Source organism: Neptuniibacter sp. SY11_33, from assembly GCF_047778025.1.
GTDB lineage: Bacteria > Pseudomonadota > Gammaproteobacteria > Pseudomonadales > Balneatricaceae > Neptuniibacter.
In genome coordinates this window covers 2,426,324-2,440,937 of record NZ_CP180543.1, presented here as the reverse complement: position 1 = coordinate 2,440,937, position 14,614 = coordinate 2,426,324, and the positions used below count along the sequence as shown (strand labels likewise).

General features: G+C 45.2%; 13 protein-coding genes. 10 read left to right on the top strand and 3 right to left on the bottom strand.

Annotated elements, in window-relative coordinates; all coding sequences use genetic code 11:
* The first annotated feature begins 89 nt into the window (after window positions 1-89).
* The 3 genes from ACMXYV_RS11585 to ACMXYV_RS11575 are packed head-to-tail and all read left to right on the top strand — an operon-like array spanning window position 90 to window position 5,723.
* Window positions 90-1,523, top strand: a complete 1,434-nt coding sequence (locus ACMXYV_RS11585) for a Wadjet anti-phage system protein JetA family protein (RefSeq protein ID WP_415888649.1) — start codon at window positions 90-92, stop codon at window positions 1,521-1,523.
* Window positions 1,513-2,283 (top strand): DUF4194 domain-containing protein, encoded by a 771-nt coding sequence (locus tag ACMXYV_RS11580; protein WP_415888648.1) that lies wholly within the window; start codon window positions 1,513-1,515, stop codon window positions 2,281-2,283. Before ACMXYV_RS11585 ends, ACMXYV_RS11580 begins: the two co-directional genes overlap by 11 nt.
* Entirely contained in the window at window positions 2,280-5,723 is a 3,444-nt protein-coding gene (locus ACMXYV_RS11575; RefSeq protein ID WP_415888647.1) for an SbcC/MukB-like Walker B domain-containing protein, read from the top strand. The genes ACMXYV_RS11580 and ACMXYV_RS11575 overlap by 4 nt, the downstream gene beginning before the upstream one ends.
* A gap of 63 nt (window positions 5,724-5,786) precedes the next feature.
* On the opposite strand, the gene ACMXYV_RS11570 is transcribed toward ACMXYV_RS11575, so the two are convergent.
* Complete coding sequence (locus ACMXYV_RS11570) at window positions 5,787-6,473, bottom strand: hypothetical protein (RefSeq protein ID WP_415888646.1); 687 nt, start codon at window positions 6,471-6,473, stop codon at window positions 5,787-5,789.
* Between the two features lie 172 nt (window positions 6,474-6,645).
* On the opposite strand from ACMXYV_RS11570, the gene ACMXYV_RS11565 reads away from it, so the two are divergent.
* The 4 genes from ACMXYV_RS11565 to ACMXYV_RS11550 all read left to right on the top strand — a co-directional run bounded on the left by ACMXYV_RS11565 (window position 6,646) and on the right by ACMXYV_RS11550 (window position 10,436).
* A complete protein-coding gene (locus ACMXYV_RS11565) occupies window positions 6,646-7,011 on the top strand; it encodes a hypothetical protein (protein WP_415881736.1) in 366 nt (121 codons plus the stop codon).
* Between the two features lie 30 nt (window positions 7,012-7,041).
* Window positions 7,042-8,394, top strand: coding sequence for a DUF3422 family protein (locus tag ACMXYV_RS11560; RefSeq protein WP_415888645.1), 1,353 nt, complete (start codon window positions 7,042-7,044; stop codon window positions 8,392-8,394).
* The gene (locus tag ACMXYV_RS11555; protein ID WP_415888644.1) at window positions 8,391-8,708 is read left to right on the top strand and encodes a BolA family protein; all 318 of its coding nucleotides are present in this window, start codon (window positions 8,391-8,393) and stop codon (window positions 8,706-8,708) included. Before ACMXYV_RS11560 ends, ACMXYV_RS11555 begins: the two co-directional genes overlap by 4 nt.
* A gap of 171 nt (window positions 8,709-8,879) precedes the next feature.
* Window positions 8,880-10,436 (top strand): methyl-accepting chemotaxis protein, encoded by a 1,557-nt coding sequence (locus ACMXYV_RS11550; RefSeq protein WP_415888643.1) that lies wholly within the window; start codon window positions 8,880-8,882, stop codon window positions 10,434-10,436.
* Window positions 10,437-10,516: 80 nt separating this feature from the next.
* Here the strand turns inward: ACMXYV_RS11550 and ACMXYV_RS11545 are convergent, their stop codons facing one another.
* Window positions 10,517-10,981 (bottom strand): methylated-DNA--[protein]-cysteine S-methyltransferase, encoded by a 465-nt coding sequence (locus tag ACMXYV_RS11545; protein WP_415888642.1) that lies wholly within the window; start codon window positions 10,979-10,981, stop codon window positions 10,517-10,519.
* Window positions 10,982-11,111: 130 nt separating this feature from the next.
* On the opposite strand from ACMXYV_RS11545, the gene ACMXYV_RS11540 reads away from it, so the two are divergent.
* From ACMXYV_RS11540 to ACMXYV_RS11530, 3 genes are all read left to right on the top strand, one after another.
* Window positions 11,112-11,348 (top strand): YdcH family protein, encoded by a 237-nt coding sequence (locus ACMXYV_RS11540; protein WP_415881731.1) that lies wholly within the window; start codon window positions 11,112-11,114, stop codon window positions 11,346-11,348.
* A gap of 126 nt (window positions 11,349-11,474) precedes the next feature.
* The gene (locus tag ACMXYV_RS11535; RefSeq protein WP_415888641.1) at window positions 11,475-13,253 is read left to right on the top strand and encodes an ABC transporter ATP-binding protein; all 1,779 of its coding nucleotides are present in this window, start codon (window positions 11,475-11,477) and stop codon (window positions 13,251-13,253) included.
* Between the two features lie 250 nt (window positions 13,254-13,503).
* Window positions 13,504-13,962, top strand: a complete 459-nt coding sequence (locus ACMXYV_RS11530) for a glycine zipper 2TM domain-containing protein (RefSeq protein WP_415888640.1) — start codon at window positions 13,504-13,506, stop codon at window positions 13,960-13,962.
* Between the two features lie 65 nt (window positions 13,963-14,027).
* Here ACMXYV_RS11530 and ACMXYV_RS11525 read toward each other — a convergent pair whose 3' ends face one another.
* The gene (locus tag ACMXYV_RS11525; RefSeq protein ID WP_415888639.1) at window positions 14,028-14,588 is read right to left on the bottom strand and encodes a TetR/AcrR family transcriptional regulator; all 561 of its coding nucleotides are present in this window, start codon (window positions 14,586-14,588) and stop codon (window positions 14,028-14,030) included.
* Between the last annotated feature and the right edge of the window lie 26 nt (window positions 14,589-14,614).

Here is a 14,614-nt window from a genome sequence, read left to right as displayed (position 1 = left end):
CTAGTCCAATTTTCCGCTAGAATCGGTTCCTATTACCTTATAAAAATAGAACCCTGTTCACGGGTTTAAAGACCGCGGATTAACGCTGAATGCTGTTTAATAAACTTCCTGATAACTTGTTTTTGCCTTTATCCGGGCAGAATCGACAGGTTTATCAGGCTGTACTTATCTCATTGGCCGACCTGTTCTTTGATGAGGATTTGGTTGACCCTTTTGTACCTAAGGATTTGGTACGTTCAACGATCGAAGGGGCGGTAATACGTCTAGGTGTTCGTCGTTGGGAACCAGAAGAGGATGATTCTGAAGAGGATCAGCAAGAACCCCCTCGTTCAACTGCCGAATATACCAGTCGTATCTATCGTCGCTTGGTAGCTACCGGGTGGTTGGAAGAAGAGCAGCGTATCTATCGCAGTTATGTCCTGCTATCTCCTGCGAATAGTTTCTTATTACGTACCTTGGTTTCGATTGCTAACCTAGAGAAGCGTAGTTACGGCGGTGCGGTTCTTAACGTATTGAGTTCGTTAGAATCAGCTATTAATGATCCGCAAGGGCGTGGTATTACGTTATCGGAAGCGGCTCAAACAGCAGCTGATTTCAGCGCCCACCTTACAGATATGATGCTTGGCCTGCGTGAGCTAAAGATCAATCTGTCGCAAACCAATAACCCACAAGAGATTGTTCGCAATTTCTTTGAGCGATTCGTAGAGCATATTTTGGTATCAGACTATAAAACGCTGAAAACCAAAAATAACCCGTTCCGATTCCGTCAACAGATCCTATCTCTATTGCGAGAGTTACAGTTTGATACAGTCAAACTGGAGCAATTGATCATGCACTATCAACAGCAGTTTGAAGTTGATATTCATGATGCTGAAGCGCGTGTGCATCAACATATCAACCGTATTATCCGTATCTTCGAATCAGTCGATCAGCGTTTAGCGATCATTGACGATTTCCGCTACAAGCTGGAAAAACGTGTATCTGACACTGTTCGCTATATGGATAAAACAACGCCAGGTATGGCTTCACGTCTATCCCGTGTGATTGCTCAAATTAGCGAAAAAGATGGTCGTGAAATCCCACATATTCAAACCCTGGATACCGTTGGCTTCCTTGCGCCGGGTAGTATTCGTGCACCGGTTAAACGTCGCACCATTGCAGAACCACAAGTTATTACGCGCAAAGAGATCGATCCGAAAGTTCTGCAGCTTCGCCAACTCTTTAAGGAATATAAAGAGCGTCGTGAAGTTAAAGTTGATCGCATAGAAGCGTATTTAGAGCGCCATTTGGTTGGCCGTGAAAAGATCAACGCCTCTGATTTCGAGATCAGCTCGATCGAAGATTACATCTGCTTTAGCTATGTCCGCCACCTTAAGTCATTAGGTAAGAAAGCGCGTAAGACAAGCGAGCAGTATGAGATTAAATTCCAGGAAAATTACGTAAGCGTTGCCGACATGGTTGAGTGTCGTGATTTTTATATAACTAGAAAAGATCATTCAAAGGAAGTTTCAAATGCTAGGTGATCTGCAGAAAATTATCGGTCGCAGCGATCAGTATCAAGCCAGCGATTTTAGCCGTGCGGCGAATCAACTGCTGACCAATCAGTTCCTATATGCGGAACGTCCTGGGCACCGTGAAAGCTATTTTCTAGTTGCTTCGCATGTAGACTACTTTACTAACCTTTTTGAAGCGATTGGCTGGTCTTTTATCCATCAGCCTGATGAAGCTTATATGGGTATCATCCCTAAAGGTGAAGAGCGCTTTATGCGTTTACGCTTGGATGAATCCTTATTGCTGCTTTGCATTCGTCAGCAGTATGAGCAGCGTTTAGAGAGTTTCGAAGTTGAAGCAGGGCAGGCATATACCAGCACTGACGAACTGCTTACCGTTTATGAAAACCTAACGCGTAAAGAGATTCCAAACGAAACGCGTTTGAAAGAGATCCTTTCCTTGTTCTCTCGTCACGGTGTTATCGAACGCGGTAAACCTGATGAGATGGAACCTAAGAATATTCCGCTTAAGATCAATCCAGTAATCCGCCAAGTTGTGGTTGAAGACTTTATTCGTCAGCTTGAAGGTCTTTGTGAGTCCAACGAGCAAGAAGGTGAAGTTGTATTGGATATGGATGAAGTCGCGGAAGCAGCGGTAGAGCCTGCTGAAGAAAACAACGAGGATGTCTCAGAAACAAAAGTTGAAGCAGAAGCTGCTGACGAAACATCTGAAGAGCCAAACGAAGCAGTCGCTGAAACGGCAGAAGAAAAAGAAGAGGTACCAGCTGAATGAAGCAGCTAAATCGTATTATTCTGGTTAACTGGTACGTTCTTGGTGCTGTAGAGATACCGATTAAAGGTAACGTTGCGGTTGTAGGTCCAAACGGTTCTGGTAAATCATCGCTGTTGGATGCGATCCAAACAGTATTAATGGGTGGTAACAAGCGTCATTTAAGTTTCAACGCATCGGCGGGTGAAAAGAGTGAGCGTAGCTTACGTACTTACTGTCTGGGTTTCCTTGATGACGACGGTAAAAAGAATACCGCGCGTCATGACTCGCTTTGTTATTTAGCATTGAGCTTCTTTGATACTGAAACGGCTAAAGAAACGACGGTTGGTGTAGCAATTAGCGCATCCACGGCTTCCGCTGATGAAGATGTTCTAGGCCGCTTTATTCTGCCTGATTGTGCTGTGTCATTAGATGACTTTACCGAAAAAGCTGGTGAAGGCCGTCTGCCTAAAGCATGGGATCAAGTTCGAGATCACTTGTACAAGCAATGCCCGGATATGATTCTGGAGAAGCGTTCTAGCCGTTTTGTTCGTGAATTGGTAACGCATCTAAGTTACGACCCAGAGATGCCGAACGATGATGATAAGTTTGTTAAGAACTTTAAGAACGCGCTTAAGTTCGTCCCAATCGATAGTCCTACACGCTTTATCCGTGAGTTCGTCCTAGACGAAAATATTGTCCATGTCGGCGCATTCCGTAAGTCTCTTGATGAATACCGCGCGATGGAAACTAAGACGCGCGAAGTAGCTAACCGCATTGGTGAGCTAGAGAAGGTACAAGAGCTTTGTAACGGTATTCAGCGCAATGTGAAAAACGCTGCTGAATACGAGTGGGTTGTTCACGAAACCCGTTTTGAAAATGCAGACCTTAAAAAAGAGGATGCTGCAGAGCGCTTGGAAGATAACCAAGCGAAAGAGGAACAGGTACAGGTCGATCTGGAGAAGAAGAGTGAAGAACTCAACCAGATTATGCAGAACTTGGCTGAAGCCCGTGCAGAGCTAAATACCTCTGATTCTGCTCACAAAGTTAAGGCGCTTGAGTCCTCAATCACAGCTAAAACGCACGAAGTTAATGTTGTGAAAGAGCGCATCCAAGGCGTTTATAACTTGATGCGCACTACCGTAGGCTTTGCTGAAAACAGCGAACTGCTGCCTGAGAAATTCCGTCCTGTTGTCGAGCAGTGTGTAGAACAGTGGCGTTCGGGTCAGGATATTATGGCGGATCTATGGCCACAATCTCCTGTAGAAGTTGATAACGTTTTAGAAAACCTAAAACTTCAGGTTGAAGGTGTTCGCCGTGATATCGCGCGTCGTTATGAGCACTCGGTTATTCGTATCAATGAGCTGCGTTCTGAAATTCAGAACCAGAAGAGTGCCGTTGAAGCGCTAAAGCAAGGTCATGCACCAGTTCGTCGTAACACTCGCGAGTTGATGGAATTGCTTCAAGAGTACGGCATTGAGTCCACGCCGATCTGTGAACTAGCGGATATCAATGATGACAAATGGCGTATTGCGATTGAGTCTTTCCTAGGTGCACGTCGTGAAGCGTTAATCGTCGATCCAGATCGTGTGAAAGAAGCGATCACGCTGTACCGTCGAAAAGGTCGTCACCTGAAAGGTTGCCGAATTGTTAATACGACAAAATCTGGCGATTGGTTAAACCGTTATAAAGCGGGCTCATTGGCTTATTTCATCGATACAGAAAATGATCATGCTCGTGCCTATATGAATCGTGCACTAGGCGGCGTGATGGCGGTTGAGACTGAAACCGAACTTCTGCGTCATGAGCGTGCATTAACTTATGACTGCATGTTGCAGACAGAAGGTTCGACAACGTCGATCAACGAACAGCAGCCTATTATGGGTATTCGTCGTCGTTCTGACCAAGCTGCGCTACAAGGTAAGCAGGTTGATCAGCTGGTTTCTGAATTTACACAGTTGGGTAAAAATCACGATACATTGGAAAAACTACGTGATGCGTTAATTACGCTGAACAACGGTTTAGACAATGTGAATGAACGCGTATTTGATTTGGTTACCCAACGCGAACAGCTTGATACTGAGATCGAAGGTCAGCGTCAGGCAATCACCGATCTACGTAACCAAGATGATACTGGCGTTCAGCAGCGTATCGCTGATCTAGTAGCTGAGCAGAAATCTACTGAACAGATGCAACGTAGCTTGATGGATAAGCTTCAGAAAGTACGTACGTCCATCATCAAAGATACGGCAGCCCTAGAAGTATTTGATCAAGAACTAGAAGAGCACTCTACTGCACGTACTGCGTGTGAAGAGAAGGGCGAGTTTGATGCGCAATCTGCGCAGGAAAAACGTGATTACCTAGATGAATCATGCTCTGGCGAACTAGAGCGTATTATCTTTGAAGCGGCGAAGAAGGCTCAGTCCGAACTGTCTCTACACGAGAAGAAGAAAAATGCTGTTCGCGATGGTGTTGCCCAGTACAAAGCGAAATACCATGGCGGTGGCTTAAGCCATCAGCAGCTAGATAAAGTTACACCTGATTCTACTCACGAAGAACTGTCTGCATTTGTAGATGAAACTGTTCAAGCGCTTAAAGATTCTGAGCTGGCTAACTACAGTCAGAAAGCAGAACGTGCACGTCTAGAAGCAGAAACTGCATTTAGATCTGACTTTGTTGCGCACTTGAACGATCAGATCAACAAGATCAAAGATCTTATTCGTGAGCTTAACCAACATCTTAAAGGTCGTCCGTTCCATAAAGAGATGTACAGTTTTGACATGATGCCTAACCCAGAATTGAAAGATATTCTGGAACTGGTAGAAGCTTACACTCAGATGGATTCCGCGAACGTTGGTTCTCTATTCGATCTGAAATTCGATAGCGACAAGCCTCATAAAGATGCACTGGCTAAGATTCACGAAGTTCTGAAGGATGAAGGCGAGAGCAGCCTATTGCAGGATTACCGTAACTTCTACAACTTCGAATTGGTTGTAAAAGATCTAGATGGTAACCGTAAAACAACCCTGACTCAGCGTATCAAAACCGGTTCCGGTGGTGAGCACCAAGTACCGTTCTACGTGGCAATTGCTGCGGCCCAAGCTGCGACATACCGTCTACGTGAAGGTAATGATGGCAACCCACTAGGTGGTATGAGCCTGTCTGTATTCGATGAAGCCTTCAACAAGCTGGATTCTGAGAACACAGTAACTTCACTTGGTTTTATGAGCGATCTTGGTTTGCAGACAATTATCGCTGCACCGGATGAGAAGTACTCACTACTAAGTTCTTGTATGGATACCATCATCAACGTTTGTCGTGATGGTCGTATCGTAGACTTGGATGTTGAGTTCCCAACGCTTCAAGGGCGTGAACTTCTAAACTCTGACAACCCACTGAAAATGATGGCTGAGTTGGAAGCAGAAGATCAAGACGAGCAGGCGCTTGAGCCAGAACTGGCTTAATCCTCTCGAATCAAAAAAGGCGCTTCGGCGCCTTTTTTATTGGTCGAAATTTACCAAAGATGATTAGCTAGATGCCTTTAAGCGTGGTTTCGGCCAAGCAAGCTTAGGGATCAGGCTGATAAATGGTTGCTTGCCGCGGAAGATATGCAACCGGCCTTTATGTATCTGACCGATGCATTGCTCAACAGGGTCGAGCAAAATCATCATAATCGTACTGATGTTTGGCGGTGGAGCCCCAGTATTTTGCTTACTGCCTGGCAGAGCTTTTACTTCATTCTGTAGGCTAGAGAACTGCTGATGACTGATGAGTTTTGCCAATGCATGAGCGTCCCATATATCAGGCTGCGCCATTAAGGGCTCAAGTAAACCGAGCGTATTGGGTGCGACTAGGCAACGTTCACGGCTAAAGTACTTTCGAACACTTAGATCGGTATGGACTTTAAGCAGGGAGTTATCGCGAACATTACTGTCGAACGCCATCTGCTCCAGACCGGTCAAAATCGCATTTAGATCCCAATCACAGCCTTTAATTAAGCGCCAGACAGGTTCCATGCTTGTACGCGAACCTAGGCTGTATTTCACCGCATCATGAATCAGTGTGTCTTTAGGCAGAAGAGTGATCTTTAGAAAAGTCGTCTGAAAATCTACCAGACATTCAGGGCTTTCAATAAAGCAGTATGGCAGTTCACGGCGGCAGAACGCCATCCACTGATCGCGCGAGTTAAGTTGTTGTAATACAGGAATAATCACAGAATTAACTCAATAAAACAGTTTCGTTCGACTAGCCAAAGGTAGTAAGCTAAAAAGCTACCTCAACAGAGGGTAAACTTCATCTCTTTACCCCTATCAGGTGATCAATCAACTGTTATGATGGGTCTAATAATTTATAGCCCGAGTATAACCAAAGCTAAGGATAAGAACCATGAAGTTGCTTAACCGTTCAGCATTTGTTGTTTTACCGCGACAGCCATTTGCAGACTGGACTAATAGTTTAGATGTAGATGCCGACGGTTTACACCAGTGCTTAACTCTAGACGAGCAGCGTAGGGAAGGCACCGTTTATCTGGTCGATGAAGTCAGCACGGAAGAGGATTTCTCCAAAGCGCTGGAATCCCATTGGCAGTCTATCTTCGAAAGCGAGCTTTCTGCATGGGATGAGTTGGGTGATCATTGGCCGCGTGAAATTAGCTTTGCTAACTTTCAAGAATGGTTTGATGTCTATCCGCAAATCATGGCGTTGGATTTAGCTAAACAGCCATTAATGATGGCCAATTTGGAAGATGTATAGCCGAGTTAGTTAAGGGCTTTTGGAGATTTTATGGAGCAGATTGTTAACCCTCATGGACTGAAAATGCACCCAATGCGGGAGCGTTTATACAGCGAATTACACTCGCGCCCGTTTCAGGTTATCCCTAGTCCAGCTCGAATTACCCATCTAGCAGTGATGTGTAATCCTGAAGAGAGCAAACAGCAGTTTGCGCACCTGCAGGAATTGTTTAAGCATTTCGGTGTCGAGCCACCCGCAGTTGATGAGCTTTGTTATCACGCCGATTTCGGTAATCTGCGTGTACGCCGTGAAAAGCATATGGAGTTCACTACTTATACCTTTATCAATACAGGTATAGAGCAGGGCGGTAACCCATTTGAAGTCACTGGACTAACACCGCTACCAGAAGGTTGGCTTTCTGAAATCCCAGGTACGGTGATGTCGGCCTTCCACGTTTCAGTAGAAGATGCGCGCCAAACACATGAGTTGAACCTGCCATTAGTAAAACGCTTCTTCGAAGGTATGCGTTTAGTGGGTAGCAGCCCGCAAAATGGCGATGCCCGTGTGTGGACAACCTTCCAGATGCACAGTGATGGCTTCGGTCGCTTCCTGATCTACAACAAGCAGATGAGTGATAGCCAGCTAGGTCGATTAACTCAGCGTATTATGGAGATCGAGACCTATCGTTTGATGGCATTGCTTTCGCTGCCTACTGCGCGTGATATCAATCCAACCCTTGGCGATATGGACCAAAAGCTGGCTGATATTACCGATCATCTAGCCCACAGTGGTGATATTGATGAGCAGGAATTGCTGTTCCGCCTGACGGACATGGCGTCTTGGGTGGAAGACTGCAGGGCACGAGCAACCTTTAGATTCAGCGCAACTTATGCCTATCACGATCTGGTTATTAAGCGCCTTGAAGAGCTGCGAGAAGACGAAGTCTCTGGTCACTTAACCATTACTGAGTTTATGACGCGTCGTTTAACGCCTGCGGTTAAAACTTGTCGTGCGACCAGTAATCGACTTGAGGATCTATCCCGTCGAATCGACCGTGTAGCTGAGATGATGCGCACACGCGTAGAGCTATCGATCCAATCGCAAAACCAAGAGCTGTTGGCTTCTATGGATCAGCGCTCAAAAGTTCAGCTAATGATGCAACATACGGTAGAAGGTCTATCCGTAGCAGCAATCAGTTACTACACTATTGGTTTAATTAAATATCTATTAGATGCCGTGTATAACTCAGGTGTGGATCTGAACAAAGATCTGATTTTAGGTATCTCAGTACCTGTTGTAATCGGCGCTGTTGCATTAACAACACGTAAAATCCATCGACACTTCTTGAAAATGGCGACAGATGAAGTGGAAAGAATGGATGAAAGTAAAAAGAGTAAAAAATGAGTATTGAAGCGGTAATTAGAAATCGATTAGAAGATGGTCTGGCAATTGAGCATCTTGTTATAGAAAACGAGAGCCACATGCATTCTGGACCAGCTACGGACTCACATTTTAAAGTGACAGTTGTGTCGGATGACTTTGCTGGCAAGCGAAAGGTACAGCGTCACCAGCTGATTTTCAGTTTCCTATCTGATCGTATGAACAACCCAATTCATGCATTGTCGATGCACTTGTTCACTCAGCAAGAGTGGCATGATAGAGGGCAGGCGGTTGCGCCATCACCTAAATGCTTAGGTGGATCTAAAGCAGATAAATAACAAAAGCGACTTCGGTCGCTTTTTTCTTTTTGACCGACTAGAAGGTCTGTTGAACTCGATAAAATTCACTTAAATTTGCACTATCCCTTATTAGAATATCTCTATATATTCTAATGTTAGCTACATGAAAAATAAGAATAAAATAGCCATTGAGACGTAACAGGGGCTGCTATGAAAAATAACCAACCCGTCAATAATACAGAGCGTAAATTTAGTAACGATACGCCACTGATTTCCACCACGGATTTAAAAGGCCAGATAACATTTGTGAATGATGCCTTTGTGGATATATCAGGTTTTACTCGGGAAGAGTTAATAGGCCAGTCTCATAATGTTGTTCGACACCCAGATGTTCCGCCACCGGTATTTGGCGACCTGTGGTCAAAGTTAAAAAACAACAAACCCTGGATTGGTATAGTCAAAAACCGTTGTAAGGATGGCTCTTACTACTGGGTAAATGCTTATGTGACTCCGATCGTGGAGTCCGGCCGTACCATTGGTTATCAATCTGTTCGAACCGTACCCACCTCCGGTCAAATTTCACGAGCTAACGATGTTTATAACCGTCTGAATAACAATAGTCGTCGTATATCGATGCACGACATGTCTATCCAGACCAAAATTATTATTCTGTTACTACTTGCTGTCCTGATTCCAATGGGAGCGGGCTATTTCACGCAATGGTCCCCGATGATCACAATGGGAGCAGGTCTAGGTGCTTTCCTTTTATGTGCTGGCTTGTCCTATCACTGGTTAGGCCCTCTAAGGTACTTGCAGTCGCGTGCTAAGCGTATGTTGGATTCAAAGGTTCTAGAAGAGATGTACGCCAACTCTGTGAGTGAAGTTGGCTCAATCTATCTGGGTACTATGGTCGATCAGGCACGCATCCGTTCGGCCAATGCCCGTGTTACTTATTCGGCTAAGGAACTCAACCAGCAAGGTGAAGATACAATCGGTATTGCGCGTCAGGCAAACCAAGCAATTGAGCAACAAAGCCAAGAGATCGAAAACGTTTCGGCGCATATTCACCACCTATCGAGTGCGATTGAAGAGGTAGCGCAGCATGCTCGAACAACGTCTGAAGAGACGAAGATCGCCACAGATACAGCAGATCAGGGCCATACGATTGTTAAAGGAACAATCGATGCGATTCACCACCTTGCTGAAAACGTAGAACAAGCTGCACAGCAGATCGACAGTTTACGTCAGGCAACAGAAGAGATCGCGAGTAAAACCTCAGTGATCTCCGAGATTGCAGATCAGACTAACTTACTGGCATTGAATGCGGCGATTGAGGCTGCGCGTGCCGGAGAGCAGGGGCGTGGCTTTGCCGTAGTTGCAGATGAAGTACGTGAGTTGGCTAAACGTACCCAGCTTTCCACTAAAGAGATTGATAGCACAATTGCAGAGCTTCAGGGCGAAGCCGCTCAAGCGATGTCGATGATGGAGAAAAGTCAGGACTCAGCAAAAGGCTGTGTTGATAAAGCCGGTGATGCCGGTACAGCGCTGCAAGAGATCATGACCGGTGTAGGCAGCATTGCTGATATGAGTACTATGATCGCCGCTGCATCGTCACAGCAGAGCAATGCTGCGGATGAATTGAAACAAAATATCACCTCGATTCAGGATGCCGCTCAAGTTGCGCAGTTAGCAGCTCAAGCAACAGAGCGATCCTCTGTTGATCTTGCTGATACCTCTAAAACGATTGTTCAGAGTGTGAGTGTTTAAGCTCAAACTCAAACTGAATTGAAAAAGGCTGCATCTGCAGCCTTTTTTGTGTCTTTTATTCTGCCTTAAGTAAGATTAGGTTAGATCAGGTCTTTAGTTTCCAAATTTAACAGATAGCTCTTATTCTCAAGCCCACCGGCGTAACCTGTTAAATTACCATTACTGCCCAATACACGATGACAAGGGATAATAATGGGGATCGGGTTGCGGTTGTTCGCCATTCCTATAGCCCTAGCAGCTTTCGGGTTGCCTATTTTCTTGGCTACTTCACCATAGCTACAGGTCTTACCGTAAGGGATATCGTTTAACGCATTCCATACAGATTGCTGAAACTTTGTGCCATTTGGCGCGAGTGGGACATCAAACCTTACGCGCTTCCCTGCAAAGTATTCGCTCAGCTCAGAGACACACTGATTGGTTAATGCATTGCCCAAAAGTTCGGGCACCGTCTCATTATCTTGTAGGAAATGAATCGAGGTAATAGCACTGTTGTTGGCTTTTATAAGCAGAGAGCCTAATGCGGTGTTCATGATTGCTACATACATAATATTAACCTCCACTTATATTCTTTTTTATAGTTTGGAACCTGTATTGATGTCCGTCAATGCTTTGTGGTCATCAGAGGAGGAGACTGAAGTCAAAGAGATAAGAAAGAACGATTAAGGGGAACATCAAATGCCTATTGAACATCATGATTTGATTCACGAATTTCCAGAGCACCGTGATCGTATTCACAATCTAAAAATGGAAGATGCACATTTTGCTCGCTTATTCGATGAGTACCATCAGGTGACAAAAGATGTTGAGCGAATGGAATCTGAGGTTGAGCCGGTATGCACTCAAACTGAAGAAGCAGCCAAGTTTAAGCGCCTTAAGTTAAAAGATAAGCTTTACAAAATGCTACAAGCATAATCGCTAAGCCTAATTAGAAAACCCGCAGACATTGCGGGTTTTTTTTTGATTTAATTATTCTAATCCAGAACACAATTTAACGAGTACAATTTAGTTATTACTGAGTTTGCGTAAAAAGGATAGTTTGTGAAGCCGTACTACAATTGGCGCTATATCTTAAAGGTGGCATCCGAGCATAAAGCGGAGCTGATTAAAGCGAACATTATCGCTTTTTTTGCCGCTTTGGTTTCTGTTCCGCTTCCACTGTTTATGCCATTGCTGGTTGATGAGGTCCTGTTAGATCAACCCGGGTTTATTGTCGAGACGGTAGGCCCTATGTTCCCGCCAGAATGGCATGGGCCGGTACTGTTTATCGGTGTGATTCTGTTTGTCACACTGTTTTTACGTTTAGTCGCTCTGATGATGAACGTTTGGCAGGCACGCCAATTCAGTATTATCTCTAAAGATGTAACTTATCGGATTCGGGTTGGCTTATTAGAGCGGCTTAAAAAAATCTCGATGGCGGCTTACGAAACTGTTGGCAGCGGTGCAGTTTCTTCTCACTTTGTGACCGATCTAGATACTGTAGATCGCTTTATCGGTAGCTCGCTCAGTCGTTTACTGATTGCATCCCTATCGATCTTAGGTACTGCCATTATTCTGCTGTGGATGCACTGGCAGCTTGCCCTGTTTATCTTGTTTCTAAATCCGGTGGTGATCTATTTCACCACCATGGTTGCCAAACGGGTTAAGCATCTTAAAGGTCAGGAAAACAAAGCGTTTGAGGTGTTTCAATCGGCATTAACCGAGACGCTGGACAATATCCAACAACTGCGTGCCTGCAACCGCGAACAGCATTATCTAAAAGGGCTGATCGCAGAAGCCAAAACCGTGCGTGATCATTCAACTGCGTTTGAGTGGAAAAGCGATGCGGCCAATCGCTTAAGCTTTGTCTTGTTTATGATCGGCGTTGATCTCTTTCGAGCGGTTTCCATGCTGATGGTGGTGTTCTCCGATCTGACCATCGGTGAGATGATGGCTGTGTTTGGCTATCTCTGGTTTATGATGGCGCCCGTGCAAGAGATTCTAGGCATCCAATACAGCTATTACGCTGCTAAGGCTGCTCTGCAGCGGATCAACAATTTGTCAGACTTTAAAGAGGAACCGCAGTACCCAGCCAAGGTTAATCCATTTGAAGGTAAAAAGACTGTCGCGGTTAAGTTACAAGATATTCACTTCAGTTATGAAACCGGAGTTGAGGTACTTAAAGGCGTCTCGGTGGATATCCCCGCAGGGCAAAAGATTGCTTTAGTCGGAGCCAGCGGTGGCGGTAAATCAACCCTAGTACAGGGGCTATTGGGTTTATACCCAATCGAGAAAGGGGAGATGTTCTTTGATGGAGTATCGATCAAAGAGATCGGTCTGGCTTGCGTTCGAGATAACGTTGCAACCGTACTTCAGCATCCTGCTCTGTTTAATGGCTCTATCCGTAGCAATCTGACCATGGGTAAAAGTTATTCTGATGACGAGCTTTGGAATGCCTTAGATGTCGCTCAGTTAAAACCGTTTGTTGAATCCCTAGAGCAGCAATTGGATACGCAGGTTGGACGGCAGGGCGTAAGGCTCTCCGGAGGGCAGCGCCAACGTATCGCTATCGCTCGTATGCTGTTAAGTGACCCTAAGGTTGTTGTCTTAGACGAGGCAACCTCGGCATTGGATGCAGAGACAGAGCTTAATTTACATCAGGCGTTAAAGAGCTTTCTAAAAGATCGCACTACCATCATCGTCGCTCACCGCTTAAGTGCAGTTAAACAAGCTGATCATGTCTATGTGTTTGAAGATGGCAAAATCTGCGAGCAGGGCAATCATTCAGAGTTATTACAAAGTAATGGCCTCTACTCTAGACTCTATGGTGAATATCAATAAACGCTATGGCTGAGTTGGTTCATCTTTGGTACATGCTCAAGGTGTAAACTCAGTGAATAATATTTATGGGTCGGCGTGGATCGAATTAAGCTCAAGGCTGTCTATAGGGATAATCAAAGATGGAAGGACAGGCGCGAGTAGGCTATAAAACGGTTTCAGGGTATTAATTGCTAAAATGTAATTGATAGTAGAAAGGGATTTTGGCCCGAACAAATCATCTGATATGAAGATCAGATAAGAGGATACACCTATGAGTAAGTATGCAGTTGTTGTGACAATGCTATGTGCGCTAACACTGAGCGGTTGTGTAAGTAATTTAAGCGGCACAACCTATTCGCGAAGTGATGCCCGCCAAGTTCAACAAGTTCAGTATGGCGTTGTTCAATCCGCAATTCCTGTAGTCATCGAAGGCACGGGTGGCGTAATCGGTGGTGCAACCGGCGCTGTAGTGGGTGGCATCGCAGCCAGCAATGTTGGTGGTGGTCGCGGTAAAGATATTGCGACGGTATTAGGTGCGGTTGCCGGTGGTGTCGCAGGTAAAAAAGCAGAAGAGATGCTAACGCGTGCACAGGGACAGGAAATCACTGTGCGCTTAGATAATGGCAATATGGTATCAATCGTACAAGAGATGGACGGTGGACCAGTATTTGCTGCAGGAGATCGTGTAAGGGTTTTAAGCCGTGCAGGTACAGCCCGCGTAACTTACTAACCCTAAGTTAGCTCTCATCTAAAAAGCCCTTGCTGATTAGCAGGGGCTTTTTTTATGAGCTTTCTTTATGAACGTTGTATTCCCCTGAGCAATGTATGTACTAGCTGTTGTTCAACGTCGTCTTTATTCATTGCGCCTTGTGCCAGCATCCATGAAGCACTGTAGAGCAGACTATCCAATACCGAGACGACCCACTCAGGGGTTAGGTCGGCATTGATCTCCCCTTGGCGTTGCCCTTGCTCGATCCACTGCTTAACAGTTTCCATCTGTTTTTCGTACAAATTTAAAAACTCCTGATCCATCTCTACCAGCGTCCAGACCATCTGCAGAAAATGAAAACGGTCGGCTAGGGGTAGAAGTGCCGCAATCAATTTTCGAATAGCAGCCTCTCCCTGATTATCACTGCTGATAATAGGCAGGATCGCATCTTTAACAATCTCCAACGATTCGACAGATATGGCTGTAATCAAGCTTTCTCGGGTAGGGAAGTGCCTGTATAGGGTTGCGCGTCCGACATTCGCTTGGCTTGCAATCTCACTTAGAGACGCATGCGGGTTATGCAGCAATACTTGAAAGCTGGCATCCAATAAAGCGCGCTGTGATTTCTTTATGCGTAGATCTGTCATGTTAAATTCTCATAATGAGACATTGT

What these genes read in the sequence shown, in the direction of transcription:
- ACMXYV_RS11545 (WP_415888642.1), bottom strand. Translation starts at nt 10,981, where the DNA reads ATGTATGTAGCAATCATGAACACCGCATTAGGCTCTCTGCTTATAAAA.
- ACMXYV_RS11565 (WP_415881736.1), top strand. Translation starts at nt 6,646, where the DNA reads ATGAAGTTGCTTAACCGTTCAGCATTTGTTGTTTTACCGCGACAGCCA.
- ACMXYV_RS11580 (WP_415888648.1), top strand. Translation starts at nt 1,513, where the DNA reads ATGCTAGGTGATCTGCAGAAAATTATCGGTCGCAGCGATCAGTATCAA.
- ACMXYV_RS11540 (WP_415881731.1), top strand. Translation starts at nt 11,112, where the DNA reads ATGCCTATTGAACATCATGATTTGATTCACGAATTTCCAGAGCACCGT.
- ACMXYV_RS11585 (WP_415888649.1), top strand. Translation starts at nt 90, where the DNA reads ATGCTGTTTAATAAACTTCCTGATAACTTGTTTTTGCCTTTATCCGGG.
- ACMXYV_RS11550 (WP_415888643.1), top strand. Translation starts at nt 8,880, where the DNA reads ATGAAAAATAACCAACCCGTCAATAATACAGAGCGTAAATTTAGTAAC.
- ACMXYV_RS11575 (WP_415888647.1), top strand. Translation starts at nt 2,280, where the DNA reads ATGAAGCAGCTAAATCGTATTATTCTGGTTAACTGGTACGTTCTTGGT.
- ACMXYV_RS11530 (WP_415888640.1), top strand. Translation starts at nt 13,504, where the DNA reads ATGAGTAAGTATGCAGTTGTTGTGACAATGCTATGTGCGCTAACACTG.
- ACMXYV_RS11555 (WP_415888644.1), top strand. Translation starts at nt 8,391, where the DNA reads ATGAGTATTGAAGCGGTAATTAGAAATCGATTAGAAGATGGTCTGGCA.
- ACMXYV_RS11525 (WP_415888639.1), bottom strand. Translation starts at nt 14,588, where the DNA reads ATGACAGATCTACGCATAAAGAAATCACAGCGCGCTTTATTGGATGCC.
- ACMXYV_RS11560 (WP_415888645.1), top strand. Translation starts at nt 7,042, where the DNA reads ATGGAGCAGATTGTTAACCCTCATGGACTGAAAATGCACCCAATGCGG.